The organism is Lachnoclostridium sp. An118 (assembly GCF_002160985.1).
GTDB lineage: Bacteria > Bacillota > Clostridia > Lachnospirales > Lachnospiraceae > Claveliimonas > Claveliimonas stercoravium.
The window spans coordinates 12,801-28,966 of the sequence record NZ_NFLQ01000016.1 but is presented as its reverse complement, the minus strand read 5'-3'; the positions used below and the strand labels follow the sequence as shown (position 1 = coordinate 28,966).

Annotated in this window: 1 protein-coding gene; it reads right to left on the bottom strand. The window is 51.5% G+C overall.

Going from position 1 to position 16,166, the window contains the following annotated elements; translation table 11 throughout:
- Window positions 1-179: 179 nt before the first annotated feature.
- Complete coding sequence (locus B5E62_RS12780; RefSeq protein ID WP_087174933.1) at window positions 180-16,133, bottom strand: Spy0128 family protein; 15,954 nt, start codon at window positions 16,131-16,133, stop codon at window positions 180-182.
- Between the last annotated feature and the right edge of the window lie 33 nt (window positions 16,134-16,166).

Genomic DNA, 16,166 nt, shown 5'->3' with positions numbered 1-16,166 from the left:
TGATTAATCTGTCATAAAAAACCAAGGGCTTCTTCCGCGTAACGCAGGAGAAGCCCTTGGTTTTTTATGACAGCAGCTTCAACAAGCAGAAAAGCTGCCAGCTACATTTTACACAATTATACACCAGTTAGTTTAGATTCGGACGTAACACTTTTGAAAAGCGTTACGTCCGGATTTGATTATTCTGCCTGCCGCTTTCTTCTCCTGTGCAGGACAACGATGACTCCTCCCGAGAGGATCAGCGCTGCCGCAAGCGGCTGCCACGGCGATATATCGCCTGTCCGGGCTGCTCTCGCTGCACTGTACGTATTAGTAAATGCGGCTGCCTCTGTGCTGGTCACATTCGTGCCGTTCTTTGTGTACACGGCGCTTTCCACAACGAGTACATTCTCTTCATTCACCACTGTCACCTTCAGAGTCCAGGTGCTCCTGTCATAAGTATATCCTGCTGCGCTGCCTTTGTCTTCCTGGATCTTAAACTCATAGGTTCCCGGTTTTCCAAAGAGGATCCTGCCAAACTGTGCTGTGCCGCTGTTTACCACAGAAGCGGACGCCCCTGTCAGCTGCACTGCCTCTTTGTCATCCCACAGTGACTGTTTCAGCGTAAAGGTAAATGTATCGTTCTGGCCCGGCTTATCCCCGCTGATGTTCTTTCTCACAGACGGCGTGTACTCTGCCTCTGTGTAAGTAAAGCGGTTTGTAAATACTGCACTGTCTGCGTTTTTGCTGTCCGCCGTCTCATCGGAAGACTGGTAAGTCACATCTTCCACTTCCAGATATCCGCCTTTGTCCACCACTTCCGCTGTCACTGTCCATACCGTCTCATCGTAGGTGTATCCAGGCTCCCTGGTATCTTCCTCTGTGATCACAAGGATATAGGTACCTGCCTTTGTAAATGTCACTTCATCAAAGGCTGCTTTTCCCTCTCCTGTGATCTCTGCTGTCGTCTCCTCCGGAAGGGCCATTCCCTGACTCTCTTCCCCTGCTTCCAGGTTAAAGATAAAGGTCTTGTCGTCGGGCGCCTTGTCTCCTGTCAGTTTCTTCTGCACCTCCGGTGCAAACGAAACCGGATCTACATGGTAAGCATTTTCAAATGCTGCCGCTGTCTGTGAACTCTCCTGTCCTTTGGCTTCATATACTGTTCCGATCACCGAGAGCTTTCCGCCCAGATCGTCCACTGTCACAGTCAGTGTCCATTCCGCAGGATCATAGGTATAACCTTCGGCGCTGCCTGGTTTTTCCTTAATGGTAAAGCTGTACCTGCCTGCCTTTGTAAAGTGGATGTTGTCGAACCGGGCCGTGCCTTCCCCGGACACTTCCGCCTCTGTATCAGACGGGAGAACCGCTCCGTCCTGCTCTTCTCCTGTAAGAGTAAAGATAAACGTCTCATCTGCCGGCGTAGGCTCGCTGTCATCTGAAAGCGTCTTCACAACCGCCGGCGCATAGTCTGTGGGCTCTGTCTGATAGCTGTTCTCAAAAGATGCCTCCGTCTCAGAAGTCTCATGGTCCCTGGACTCGTATGCCGTGCTGGTCACGTCAAGCTTTCCACCCACATCCTCCACTGTCACGGTCAGTGTCCACTCTGTCTTGTCGTATCCAAATCCGTAATGCTCATCCGGATAGCTGTCTGCTGTATCATCCTGCTCTGTAATGGCAAATCTGTACTCGCCTGCTTTTGCAAACCCAATCTCGCCAAACTTACCTGTATAGCTCTCACCGGTCTTGTCTGTCTTAATCTGGATGCTGCTTCCCGGCTGTCCCTGCGGCATGGTCACTCCCTCGTAGCTTTCTCCCTCAATCTTCTTCAGATCAAAGGTAAAGCTCTGGCCGTCAGGCATATCCGCGCCTGTCACTGTCTTCTCCACCTGGGGTGCATAAGCTGTGGGGTCTACCTTGTAGCTGTTGCTGAAGACTGCCTGCCCGTCGCCTGTTCTGCCGTCATCGGCTGTATAGCTGACAGACTCGACTGTAAGCTGTCCTTCTTTGTCCATCACCTTCACCTGCAGCGTCCATTTTGTATCATCATAGCCATAGTTGTAGGACTTCGTATCCGGCACATCCTCTGTGATCAGGAAGCTGTACTGTCCGGATTTCTTAAAGGTGATCTGTCCGTCAAAGGCTGCTTTGCCTGCATCCGTGACAGAGGCTTTGAGAGCTTCTTCTCCATTGGTAAATACCGCTCCGCCCTCTCTGTTTCCATCTGCCTGCTTCAGCGTAAAGGTAAAGGTCTCTTTATTCTGCGGTCTGTCCGCACTGTCTTCAGTGAACTGTTTCACGGCCTCTGGTGTGTACGGAATTTCCTTTACTGTATAGCTGTTTGTAAAAGCTGCCGCCTCATCGTTGGCCGTTCCGTCTTTGGGAGCGTAGCTTCCTTCCGCTTTCAAGGTTCCATTGTCATCTGTCACCGTCACTGTCAGCGTCCATTTTGTCTCATCGTAGTCAAATCCCTTGCCGTCTGTTCCATTTTCGCTGATCGCAAATGTGTAAATGCCGGTTCTGTCAAAGGTGATCTCCTCGAAGGTAGCTGTACCCCTGCCCTCTGTTGTCTGTGCTGTCATTGGAAGGCTTGTAGTGATACTCTTTCCATTTTCAAGGGACGCTCCAGCCGGATTATCCTCTGCTGCTGTCAGTGTAAAGGTAAAGTCTGTCTGGCCCGGAAGGTCTTCATATCCGTTCAGCGTCTTCCTCACCTCTGGTGTGAACGGCGCGTCCTCCGGGTTATATCTGTTTTCAAAGGCCGCTCCAGTCTGGTTGCTTTCATCAGCACAGGTGTATGTGGCTTCCGCCTTAAGCTGTCCTGCCTCATCCGTTACTTTCACAACCACATTCCATCTAGCATCACTATAGTGGTAACCACCTTCCTGTCCGGACTGCGGCTTCTGCTCCGTAATGGTAAAGCTGTACTCGCCTGCCTGCTTGAATGTAATCTCCTGGAACAGTGCTTCGACAGGTGTTCCTGTCTCTGTCACATGGGCCGTCGCTGTCAGGTCTTTCGGCATCTCAAGCTGGTCTCCCGTATAGGTTCCGCCTGCCGCCAGAAGGAAGGTAAAGTCCTTTGCTCCAGGCATCGCATTGCCCGTCACAGTCTTGACTGCCTTCAGTGCAAGAGGTGTACTCTGCGGCTGGTAGATATTCTCAAATGCCGCGGCGGCATCATCGCCGGCCCCGCCGTCCTCTGTCTGATAGATGGTCTCTGTCGTATCAATGTACAGATTTCCTGTGAGATCATCCTTCACCGATACGGTCAGGATCCAGTCTTCCGGATCATATGTGACTCCTGCAGCGTTTCCGGCTTCTTCCTCAATCTTAAACTGATAGCTGCCTGCTTTCGCAAAGGTGATGGCTTCAAAGCTTCCGCTCACCTGCACTCCCGTACTCTCCGCTTTCAGCTTCAGAGTCGCATTGGCCGGCATGGTCACACCGTCATAATTCTGTCCGTCTATCTGACTCAGCGTAAAGGTAAATTCCTGCCCGCCGGCCGGCATCTGCTGTCCGGTCACTGTCTTGGTCACTTTAGGTTCGTAAGAAGTTTTTTCTGCCTGATAGCTGTTGCTGAAAGTAATGCCGCCTTTCGGATACACTGCTGTAATTCCCAGGCTTCCATTCCGGTTGTCGCTGACTGTGACTGTCACCTCATACCTGTTCGTATCTACGGTGACGCCGTTTCCATTTTTCGTGGTCTCCTTCACTGTGTAGGTATGGATTCCCACGTTGTCCATGTCATACTCTATGGAGTCAAAGTTAATGGCTGCCGTCTGTCCGGCTGTTCCCGCAGATACGCTTCCTCTGGACACTACATCTGTTCCTTCCAGCACCTCAAAGGAGAACTCCCCGTTAGTGATATCTCTTCCGGTAAGGATCTTGGAAGCTTCGGGCGTCCAGGATGCAGATGCCGTATAAGTATTGTTAAAGGTGATGTCTTCTACTGTTTTACCATCTTTCGTGATCGTCTTGTCAACGTTCAGCTTTCCTTTTCCTGCATCACTGATTGTAACTGTAACCGTATATTCCGCTCCATCCGGTGTATAGTTATCTGCCAGTCCACTATCTGCCTGAACCGTCCCTTCCTTGACCGTATAGGTGTAGGTCTGACCGATGTCGTCTGTGTCATACTGGATCGGGTCAAATGTTACCCTTCCATCAGCGTCATTATATTTCGTCTGGTTTACAGTTGGCGTATCTGCGCCGGATAACAGTGTAAAGCTGAATCTTCCCGCTTCTGCCTCCTGGGGCTTTTCACCATTGACGGTCTTTGCTGCAGTCAGGTCCAGGCTTCCCGTGGCATTGTAGATGTTCTCAAAAGTTACATCTGAAGCCGTCTCCCACTTAGTTTCATCTTTCGCCTGCTTTTCGTAGGTAATCTCCGGCACCAGTTTATTCTGTTCCGCATCCCACTGTACATTCACTGTCACTTTGTAAAGTGATGTATCATAGGTGATACCGTCTTTTGGATCGTCTCCTTCTATCTTCTCCCGGATGTAGTAGATCCTCTCTCCTGCACCTTCCAGAATCAGCTTTTTAAAGATGACTTTTCCTTCGTCATCATTCTTCCTGGTATCAAGCACCGTTGTCCCATCGTCGTCCAGCAGTTCAAACGTAAACTGATCTGCCTCAAGTTTCTGTTCCTGTCCATTCATCATCAGCTTCTTGGAAGCAGTGAGCTGAACCTCTGTCTGGCGCTTATTGGTTACGGTCATCTTATCCAGCGCATCCTCTTTCTCGGCTGTCGGCACGCCCAGCACCCAGGCTGGTTTCTCATTTTCCAGATTTTCAATGTCTGTTCCCGGGACAGTTGCCTTCCCTGTCGCACCGGTCAGCAGGTAGCCTTCCGCCTCACTGCCGGCATCGGCTCCGGTTTCCACAATGATGTACTTTTTGTACCAGAGGAGGTTCGGCACTGTGACCTTTCCGTCTGAGTCTGTTGTATAAGTACCGACTTTTTCGTTCAGTTCATAGCTTTCAGCCTTTTCGTCAAAGGGGCCGTATACAGTAAACTGTGCGCCTTCGATAAACTCGTTTGGATCGTCATCCGCCACCTTGGTGATCTCCAGGTCACGGTATGGTACAAGACCAATATCCTTTGTCGTATCGTAAGTCTCACTTCCCGACCACAGGTAGAACCGCTCGGATACTGCGCTGGAGTTCTGGTAGGTAAAGTTGTTGTCTGTCTTATGATCATCTGGTATGTGTCCCGGCTGGAAGGACATCCTGCGCACATTGAGCGTCTTCGCGACCTCAAATTTTCCTTTGGCATTCTGGAAATCTGCCCCGATGGTGTAAGTGACAGGAGCTGTTCCCTTCAACTGGGCCGGATCCAGCACATTATCCGGATAGAGAGTGTCATCAGATACATTCTTACGTCCCGCCGGTGTGAGAAGGCCTCCCATTGGATCATCCGGGTCAGCATTCTCCTTTCCGAACTCAAAATACCCTCCCCATTGTGAGCCTTTTACATAAGACGTGGTGTCCGAGGAGCTGTTCGATGTTCCTGTATAGGTGTAGAGCTGCACTACCATCTTATCCAGAAGATCCTGAATCAGACGATTGCCGCCTGACAGATCAGCTATATCCTCTCCCTCTTCCCACAGGCCATCGTTATCTTTGTCAATCCATACATGGCCGCCTACCTTTGCGCCTTCCGGCACGATGGTGGTGGACACAGCGTTGGACTCGATGATCTCGGATGCCGGTGATGGAACCGGGTTTTCCACAGATAAGCTGTAGCTACTGTAATGACAGGCACATGTATTTACTGCATTGTTCCAGGCATTCAGTGTCAGGTCGTCGCTGTCAAAGCCTTCTCCGCTGTTTACAACCGCAGTATACTCAACAACAAGACTCTCCTGCGCCCCCAGCTTTAACTCATCGCTCACTGCCACGATAAAGGCTCTCACATCTGAAAGTGCTGCCGGATCCGTTGGTATTCCTTCAGACCAGCCGGCCGGAGGCGTCTCTGTAGCATATTTAATAACCTTAGCCGCATTGTAAATGTCCGTATATGATGCGATGGGTCCCTGCGTGGTGTAGCAGTATACCTTGTATTTATCGGCAGGTACCGGTGTCGCAACCCCCTTCTCATCTATTACAGAGACGCTCGCTACCTCCTTCAGATCCAGCGACCAGGCGCTGTCTCTGTCAGCATTGTTGGCCGTCTCGTCTCCCACCTCCGGGAGCACATCCACAAAGCTGATATCTGTACGCCCGTCCTGTTCATTGGTATTGGACGCTGTGAGCCTGTAGTGCATCAGACCGCCCTCGTTCGTAATAGTGGAGAGGGTCGTAGAACTGTATCCCGCTTCTGCATTGACATTTCCGTATCCGGATTTGACGATCTGCATTTCACTGCCTGTATTCCACGTCAGTGTGTTCCCGGCAGACACGAAGCCATGTTCCTTCCTCTCTCCCAGGATCTGCTTAAGATCATCTCTTCTGTCCTGCGGCAGGGAACTAAGTACAGTATCCACGCTCTCCGGCCATTTTCCATTTTCATTTTTGAAGGACGCCGCCCGCGGATTATCCACACTTGCTTCTCCTTTTTCATCGCTGCCGGCCAGCACATAGTTATTCAGATCCGGGCCGTAGCTTACAACCTCCTTCTCTGCCTTCACCTGGATCTTGACTGTCACCTGCTCTCCCGGCTCCAGACTTCCGTTCATGTATATAAACACCGCGGTCTCGCCGTCATGGCTCTGGCTCCTTGTATGGCTCAACGTAATACCTGTGCTGCCTGCCTCTAACGTCACGCCGTACTCATCATCTGTGCGCGCCCATGTAGTTCCCTGTGGAAGAAGATCCACAAGGAACGGTTCCCTCATGGTCGCCTCCTCCGCTGTCAGTGTACTTTTATTTTCCAGTGTCAGACTGTAGGTTACAGTATCCTCCAGCCTCACAGTTGCCGTATCCGCCTCTTTTGTCACACTTACAAGAGCCGCTGTCTGGTCTTTAAAGGTTACATCCGCATCTGCAGATTGTGTTATTTCTTCAGGCGTATCGTTTCTTGCACCCGCCCCGGTCCATGTATAGTACTTCAGCGTACTGTCTGCACTGTTGCGGATCATGGCGATCGCGTGGGCATCCGGTCCGCCCTCCTGCTTCTGCACCTGTACTCTGGCCGTCACAGGTCCCGGATTAAAGTCTGTTCCCAGCACATAAGCATTATCCGAAGCTTTTGCGATGCCTTCTGAATAGTATCTGATGGAGAAGCTCTCTGCCCTGCCCTTATCTCCCGGCATCTGCACAGTCGCAGCGCCCTGGCTTACATTTACAGGTGCCATCTCGTATGTCTTCCCGTCAAATCCTTTAAATGTCACTTCTGCATAGATAGTGTCATTTCCGGGCTCCTTATACGCTCCTGTGTCATGGCTGGACTGTCCCACCGTGACACTGGTGATGGAATACTGATCATCAAGCGTTCCCTCTCCCATCGGCTGATACTCCTGGCTGCCATCCTCATAATAGGCTTCCAGCCCTGTATCCTCCAGGACAAATTCGTGCAGAGGATATGTGTTATTTACAGAAGGAGTAATGGTGTAGGTAATATCCGCCCCCTGGGTAAACAGGCTCGTGTATTCTGCCTGCTCCGCACTCTTTACCAGCGTAAGATCCGCTGTTCCGTTTATATTTTTCAGCACTGCGGTCTGTCCGGCCCGTGTGCCTTCCGGGTACTTCACTACTGTGTACCAGGTGACACTGCTGTCGTCCCGGATCTGGGATATACTGCTGTCCGTCTCCACTACAAGGTATCTCTTTCCTGCCACAAAAGTTGTCTGCAGTCTGGGATCCTCTGCGTAAGTGTAGTCCTTATCCTTCGAGAACTGATCAACTTCTACTCCGTTCAGCAGTGCTGACCCGTCTGCGAGCAGCTCTTCCACTGCCGCCCGATCCGGTGTATCGGACATTCCATCCGGCATCTCATAGACAGAGACTGTGGCCGTAGGCGCCGGAGCGCTTCCATCCACGTTCTGCTTCCGGATCTCCATGGGCACATGCGGAATATTGTAGGCATTATACCGGTAAGACCGTCCTGCCTCCAGCGGCTCACTGCCGTTGACCGGATACACGGTTGCTGTCTCCGGCTCTCCTCCAGTACCTGCTACTGTTATCTGCTGTGCCTCCACTTTCTCATCCTGCAGATCCGTCCACACGCCTTCCAGTCCGGCTCCGTTATACCCCGCCGGCATGGCCGTCTCATCCACAGCATAAATCTCACCGTCTGTCACGGTAAAGCGCAGCGTTCCATCCTCGCTGGTCACATCGTCAGCGCTGGCCGTCCATGTACCCGAATCCTCATTATACTGGTAGAGTGTGAACCGGGCTCCTTCAAGGGGCGCTGCATCCTTGGAATCATGTACATTGTCATATTTTGTCAGATCAATGTAGGCCCCCCTGTAGTTGGGGAAGATCCTTTCGGCCAGCATCTCATCATTATCATTGGCATAGCTAGCATTCCATACAGGTGCCTGCTGCTTTTCTCCGGGTCCTACTGTCACCTCCACATGCTGCTGGCTGTTCAGAAGATAGTCCTCCGGCTGCTTTGTCTCGTAGATGCGGAATGTCTCGCTCTGGTTAGCAGAAAGAGGAACCACAACCCTGTACACGCCTTGATTCTCCACATCCTCTGTGAAGGTCACATCCAGCTTTTCTCCCTGCTCCTGGCCGTTCATCCGGTAGATGGCAAAATCCGCGCCGCTTAAGCGCTCTCCTGTCTCTCCATTTACTTTCAGTACAGCCACTTCTGCCTGCAGGTACCTGTTGACCGCTGTCACTGCCAGATTACTGTTGCTTTCCGGTACTGTAAACCGGTAATAGCCATCTTCTTCCTCTGTAAGTGTCAGTCCTGCTGTCCCTTCCAGGGACTCAAACGCAAAGCCGGAAGGTATGCCTGTTTCTTTCAGATAATAAGTTCCGCCCTGGCTAAGTCCCACCTTGAAAGTACCCTGGACATCTCCTCCATCAACAGAGGTTATCTTTATCGTGTCGATCTGCGTTTTAGCTTCATTATATAATGCAAATGTAAATGCACTGCTGCCGCTTACAGAAAGCTCTCCTTTATTGATCTTTTTTGTAACTGTCAGGTGTACCTGTTTGCTGTCCTTGAAGGCAAGAGATTCCTTAGGATCTTTCATTGTCACTTCCTGGGCGCCCAGTGTCACTGTTCCGATGTCCATGCCGCCGGTAATGACAAAATATCTGAAAGCGGAATCCGTAATGTCATAGCCGCCCGGAGCCTTTGTCTCCTTTATCCTGTACAGTCCCGGCTCCTGTCCGGTTACCTGGCAGGTACCATCTTCATCTGTTGTGTAGGTCACAGGCTCTGACCATCCTGTATCTGTAAACGCCTGATCTCCGCCCCATCCTGTGAATTTCTGATGGGACACCTGGAACTGCGCCTCTTTCAGAGGTCCATTTGTCAGCTTATCCGTCTTTTGAATCGTAAATCCGCCCTTCCGGGGGTTCTCTATATCAAGGGACAGCCCTGCATCCAGTCCATAGCTGGAAAGATCTTTTTTCTCCGTCACAATAAGTCCGCTTTTCTCTCCCGGCTCTGGCTCAGACTGAACCGTGTATCCCAGGAAAAGCCCATCCCCGTTCACCAGGTTATTCAGTGCTTTTCCTCCGTACGTAGCTTCAAAATACTCGCTGAAGTAGCTGCCGGAGTGCGTCTGGCTGCCTGTCTCGGTCAGTTTATAGGTGCCGGTTCCGATACCTTCCAGGGAAGCTTTACCACTGTTGTCCGTGGTAGCTGTCACCTTACCCGAACCATCCTGCTGTATCAGCGTATAGGTTACGCCCGAAAGGTTTGTAGTTCCGCCTACATCCGTTTTCCGGATATCAAGCTCAACCTTCTTCGGGTTGTACATGCTGACATCCACGTTGTCCGCCGTCACATTGAAGTAGTACGCTTGAGCACTTCTCTCCCCGCTGGCTCCCTGGGGCGTGCTGCCGTCATAGATCATCTCGTACTGGTTCACCAGATCCTCATATCCTGACGCGCTTCTCACCTCCACGATGCGGTAGCTGCCCAGCCGCAATCCGTTGCGGAACACGTATCTGCCGGATGCATCCGTGGTGAATTGCCCGCTTTGCGTGTTGCCGTCATAGTTATAAGGCGTCCACTTTCCGTCCTGCAGACGGTCCAGGCGCATAACCATCGGCAGCCCCACGCGGTCCGTGTGCGCGCCGGAGAAATAGTATTCATCCAGCTGCTGAGACGTATATCCCTCGTTGTCCTCCTGCACTTCATATCCGTATTTCTGAACGGTCACTGCAAAGGCGTCCACCGGCCAGTTTACCAGCCGGTACTTGCTGGTCTCACCTACACCAGCAACCAGCCCATAGCTGCCATCTCCATTCTCTCTGGTAGGATACAGCGCCCACTGGATGTCATTCTGATCCTCTGCAAGCGGAACCTTCTCTTCCGTCTGATCGCCCGTTACATAGTACGCGTCATTGAAAATCTCCGTCACCTTCCCAGGCACGTTCTGGAAGTACATGTACATATAGCAGCAATCCTTGTCTGCCATGTATCCGGTAGGCACATCCTTCTCTACAATGGCTACCCGCACATAGACATTTCCATCCTTGTCTACTGTACATATATCTGGATTCTCCAGCCTCTCCGCATAGTCCTTCTGCAGATCCGTCCACTCAAACATCCTGGAGGAGGCCAGTGCGTCCAGGTCTCCCTGCGGCTCATCCTCCTGGATCGTATTGTCCAGTCCGGTGGTCATCTCACCCAGCGATTCGTACAGACGGCCTTCTTTATCGGCAAGGTACAGCTCAAAGACAGCGTTTCCAAGAGGTGTATATTCGTGTATCTTTTCTCCTGTGTCATTGTATTTTCCTGCCCACTTGGCAATACGCACCGTGGAGAACATACCGCCTCCCTCTCCGTACAGAGGTTTGTTTTCTACCGCCACATCCTCTGTAACCTTATTATCATGGTATGTATCCTCATTTGTACATAGCACCGGATCTCCAACCGGATTTCCCTCATCATCCACAAGCTGGTACATGCTGTTGTTGCTATACTTTGTGCCCTCCCTCTTGATCAGGGTGACAGCGTTCTCCGGGATAATCTCAGAACCAATGCCAGCCTTTGTCTCCACCAGCCAGTACACCACGTTGTTGGCAGACTTCAGAATATCCGTGCTGAACCAGCCGTCCTGACGTTCCTTATCCTCATAGAAAGTACCGCTGGTGTAGCTGCCTACCACTGTACAGTCGGCTGAATCAAATGTAAGCACCCTGTCTGTATCCTCAATGCCGCTTACATCATCCAGCACCTGCCGATAGAGGGTGAACTCAGCGTTGTTGATTTCGCGTCTTTCCCCGATATCTGTGGTCTCTGTATCTTGTGTCTCTATCGCAAATTTTTCAACTCTGAGCTGCGCCCAGTTCTCGACATTGATAAGTTCTCCCGACTGCGCCCCCTCCGGAACGTCAGATGGATTGGCTGCTTTTGTCACATAGCTGTAATTTGCAAGCTCTGACGCAGTAAGTTCCGGTGGCAGGTCTTTATCTTCCTGATAATCCGGATCCAGATACGCCTTCTTGCCCTTGGGCTCCAGATAGGTGTAGGCGTCATCGTCCGGCACCCGCACCTCTATGGCTACATACTCGTCTTTCTGGGTCAGGCCGTTGAATGTGACTCTTCCGTCCTCATCCGCAACCTGTGTCTCTTTAAACGTATACGTTTCTCTCTCCTTCTGGTAGAGGGCAATGACTGTTCCGGGCAGCGCATACGACTTGCCTGTAAAAGCATGCTCCCACATATTATAGTAGGATTTCGTCACAGTCAGGGATGTCACCGGCTGATTGACAAACTCCAGAGGAGCCTTTTTTGTATCCGTAGTCACCGTCTTTCCTGCTTCCAGTTCAACCTGGAACTCTTCTTCACTCACTGTGAAACCGGCAGGGGCTTCTATCTCTTTTACAATGTACTTGATCTTATCTCCGTCCGCATCATAAATGGGGATATCTTTAAACTCCGCAATACCACCGTCGGCGCTTTTCACACTGGCCACACGTTCCAGCTCACCGTCTGCATTCTCTGTAAAGATTCCGATGGTGGCGCCGTCCTGTTCTACCTTCGCGCCGCTGCCCACCGCTGCCCGGTACTTCCTAACCTGGACAGCACCCTTGTCTGAGTAGTTCGTAATAGTACCCAGGTCATTGACAGCCTGCTGCTGTTTCACTTCGTAAGGTCCAAAGTAAAAGCTGCCATCGACGCTGACGCCATCCTCTTTCGCATATAAATTACTGTGGCGGGAAGGATCCAGGATCTGATTCGGATTGTCTTCCGGCACCACTTCCTTCAGATAGTATTGGCCTGCCGGGAGCTGAAGGGCTGCCCCTCCTGCTGTAAGGGACAGACTCTTGCCGTCATATCCTGTCGCAGGCTGCATGGAACCATCAGCATTCTTCGTGTACACTTCAAATTCCACACCTGTAAGATCCGTCTTTTTCCCTGCCGCGTCTACCTTTACCTTCTCTACCGTCATGGTAGGATCCGGCTCATTTTTGATGGTGACTTCCCTGCCTTTAGTGCCTGTGTCCACTGTCACATCGGTAAGGTCTATGATCAGATCATCCGCATCGGTTACATTGTGATAACCGACAGGCGTTACTGTCTCCTCAACAATATAAGTCGCTCCCGGGTCCAGCTTCGCCAGAGATCCGGCTGCATCTGTAATCTCCCTCTGCCCGATGACAGTCTGCCCTTTTTCACCTGTCTTCTTATCATATAAAGAGACCGTGTAGGACGCGCCGGCCACAAACGAATGTGTGTAACTGTTCTCCTTCTTTACCACCACTGGAACCTTCTGTTCCACATTGGCAATGGTAATATCCTGGGCCAGCACAACTCCGGATCCTTCTTTCATCTCTTCCGTGAAGTTAAAGGGACCGTAAGCTGTCAGTTCTTTCTCGTTTATCGTCACTGTCGTCCGCTCTGCCGCATTGTTCCCGGACAGATCCTCCTGTGACGCGCCGTAGCCCTCCGGCAGTTCTGTCTCCACAAGATAGTAGTATCTGTCCTCACTGCCTTCTGTCCTTGGCAGGTCTCTGATCGTAAGGGGATTCCCGGCTGACACTTCATAGCTGCTGTCGCCATATTTTGTCAGAGTTCCTTTTTCCCCATTTTTATAATAGAGTTCAAACGTAGCCGTTCCAGACTGTGTCTCTTTCATACCTCCGGCGGCTGCCTCGTAAAACTTCTTTGTGAGAGTGATACTGCCGTTCCGGTCATTTTTCATGATGATCTCACGACGGGTGGCTGTACTGTTCCCCAGGTCATTCTCCAGGGTAAACTCCTCGGAGTAGGCTGTCGTCTTATCAGTGGAAAGCTCTGTTTCTTCCGGAGCATACCATCCATCCGGCAGCAGTTCCGCAAAGCGGTAGCGGATCAGCGTCGTTCCGTCATCCTCGTAGACTGGAAGCGCCTGAAGGATCTGCCCGTTCTGTCCCAGAGACAGCTTATCCTCCACTGTCTCCCACTGTCCCTTGGCAACTTCCTTTTCCAGGGAGAACCGTTCCGTAAATTCACCGCTATATATCTGGTCTACATTTTCATAGCTTCCGGTTCCAACATCCCGGATCTTCTTCTGCATAACTACGTAGGCCTGGTTGTATTTATTTGTAAATGTTACTGTTTCTGTCTTGTTTTCCTCGGAGATGATCACTTTCCGGACAGTGCTGTCCTTGATATAGCCCTCCGGCGCCTCAACCTCTTTCAGATAGTAAGTGCCGTATGGCAGCCGGTCGAAGGTCACCCTTCCATTGGCTCCAGTAGGCAGGGGCTCTCCCACCTGGTCTTCATCCCTGCAGGCCTCCGTTGTGTAAAGACCGAACTTTGCATCCTGCAGCACGGTCTCATTACCGTCCCGGAATCCCTTTTTCTCCACGGTGACCGCGCCAAGCTTCTCTATATTATAAAAATCAGTCGTTGCGCCTTTACCCGCTTCGAGGATAACCTCTCTGGGATCCGCGTTATAGTCCTCATTCTCTTCTGCCGTTACCCGCCTTGTATTTTCAGGACATGCGACCTCTGTAATTACATATGTTCCCGCATCAAGGTAAACTGTCGTTGTCGGAGAGAGCACCTCATTCTCCGGTTCAATGGTGACTGTTCCATCTGTCACCTCCAGCTTCTCATATGTATTATCTTCCTTTTTCACATACAGATCCGGATATTTCCCTGGTTCATCCGCATATTCTATCTGAAACCTGGCAGGGCCGCTGACAATGTCCCCTGCCGGGAAATTATCATAGATGTAGTCCTGCGGATCATCATTATTATAGCCAAAGATATATTTTCCGATGGTCAGCTCTGCAGGAGGCGTCACTTCGCCGGCTTCCTGCTCTGCACGGCCGTCATCTGTGCGTATTTGATCTTCTCCTGCCAGCGTGTAGGAGATCTCCACATTATTCTCCACCTTCAGCATTGCCTGGTTTACATCCTTGTAGCTGGCGATAAACTTCTCATACGGATAAACCACTTCTACTGTATAAGAAGAAAAGAAGGGGGCTGTTCCCGCCACATCCGTGGTTGCGCTGATGTCTTTCCCCTGGCAGGTATCGACGGGAACCGTAACCGTAACGCCTGCTTCCGGAACCTGTATGGACTTTTTATCTCCGAACTGCGGGGTGATGGTAATACTCTCTGCCGTGATCGGGTTACCATCCCTGTCATGAACGGAAGGGGTCTCCTTCAGACTGATCTCTGCCTTTCCGTCTTTAAAGGGAACACGGCCCGGTCTTCCGTAGGTAGCAGGATTACTTACAGCCTCCCCTTCGCTGCCTTTCAGACCGATGTTCAAGGTGTAGGTAACTGTCACCTTCTCCTTCTTGCTGTCTGCCTTGGCATCGACTGCCGTCTTGTCAACTACCCATTCATCGTCGGTTTCAGTACGGACATCACTGACCGTCCCGTTCATAGGAGTTGTCTTGTCATAGGTTTTCCCATCCGTCACATGATCCGGATCTGTCCGGTCCTTGATGGTAAACTCCGTCCGGATCTCCGCCAGGTTCTCCGGCTCGCCCTCATCACCTGCGAAGTCAAACCATGTCCCCACCGGTATCTCGCCGTTGCCGTCCACCCGGACATTCACATTAAAGCTTCTCGTTGTATCCGTAGTCGCCCGCACGCCCCCTGCTATCTTAAAAGTCCAGATATTATTTTCCTTATCTCCGGGTATCTGGCTGTCATCCGGTCTGATCAGCTCTTTAACATCATCAAGGATCTCCTCCTCATTGACGATGCTAAGTCCCTCCGGCAGGCGCAGCCTTACTTCAATCGTTGTATACTCATCATACAACGGTTCTACCTGCTCACCGTAATTGTAAACCGCCGCCGCTTTCAGGACATATTCCAGTCTCAGAGGAAGAATCTCCCCGGCTTTCACTGTATCGCCGGATGTCTGGCGGGAGATGGTCACAGTGGCCGGAGTCACTGTTCCGTTTTCTCCGTAATACTCCTCAGCCACTTCGGCAAACGTCTTGCTCTGTGCAATGGTCAGAGTGTTGGAATCAGCAGTCGCTCCGCCGTATGCAGCGTGAAGTCTGTAGACATAGGATGCATTTGTCTCACTATACTGGAATGTATAGCTTGGGCCTGTCTGTCCGCTTACATCCTGCCAGCTTGCTCCCTGGTCACTGGAATACTGCCACTGCAGGGCAGCCTCTTCCACTGACACATTTCCCGTCAGTGTAACTGTATCACCGTAGGCAGCCCGGTCCGTGCTGGACGAAATGCTGACTGACAGTTCCACTGCCGGTGCTGGTGCAGGCGCAGCCGGAGCTGCCTGCTGTGTATCCTGCCCGGAGGCAGGAGGCGTCTGTGTATCCCGGGGCATCGCATTCTGCCCCTCTGCGTCCTGCGCTTCCACATTCTGGTTTCCGGTGCCCTGTCCTTCCTGTACATCAGCGGCACCGCTGTCGGACGAGACGCTGCTCTCTGCCTGTGGCAGCTGCGTATCCGCCTTGTCCCCGCTCTGTTCTTCTGACGGGGCAGTATCTGTTTGCACACTTTCTTCCACCGGAGCCTGAGTATCCGATGCATAGGAAGAAAGCACACCGCTGTTCATGATCATGACAGCGGCCAGAAGACCCGCCAACACTCTTCTTCCTTTCATAATCCTCCTCCTTTTCACGATCCCTTTCTATTT

Excerpts from the sequence above, each read along its gene's own strand:
- B5E62_RS12780 (WP_087174933.1), bottom strand. The coding sequence starts at position 16,133 with ATGAAAGGAAGAAGAGTGTTGGCGGGTCTTCTGGCCGCTGTCATGATC.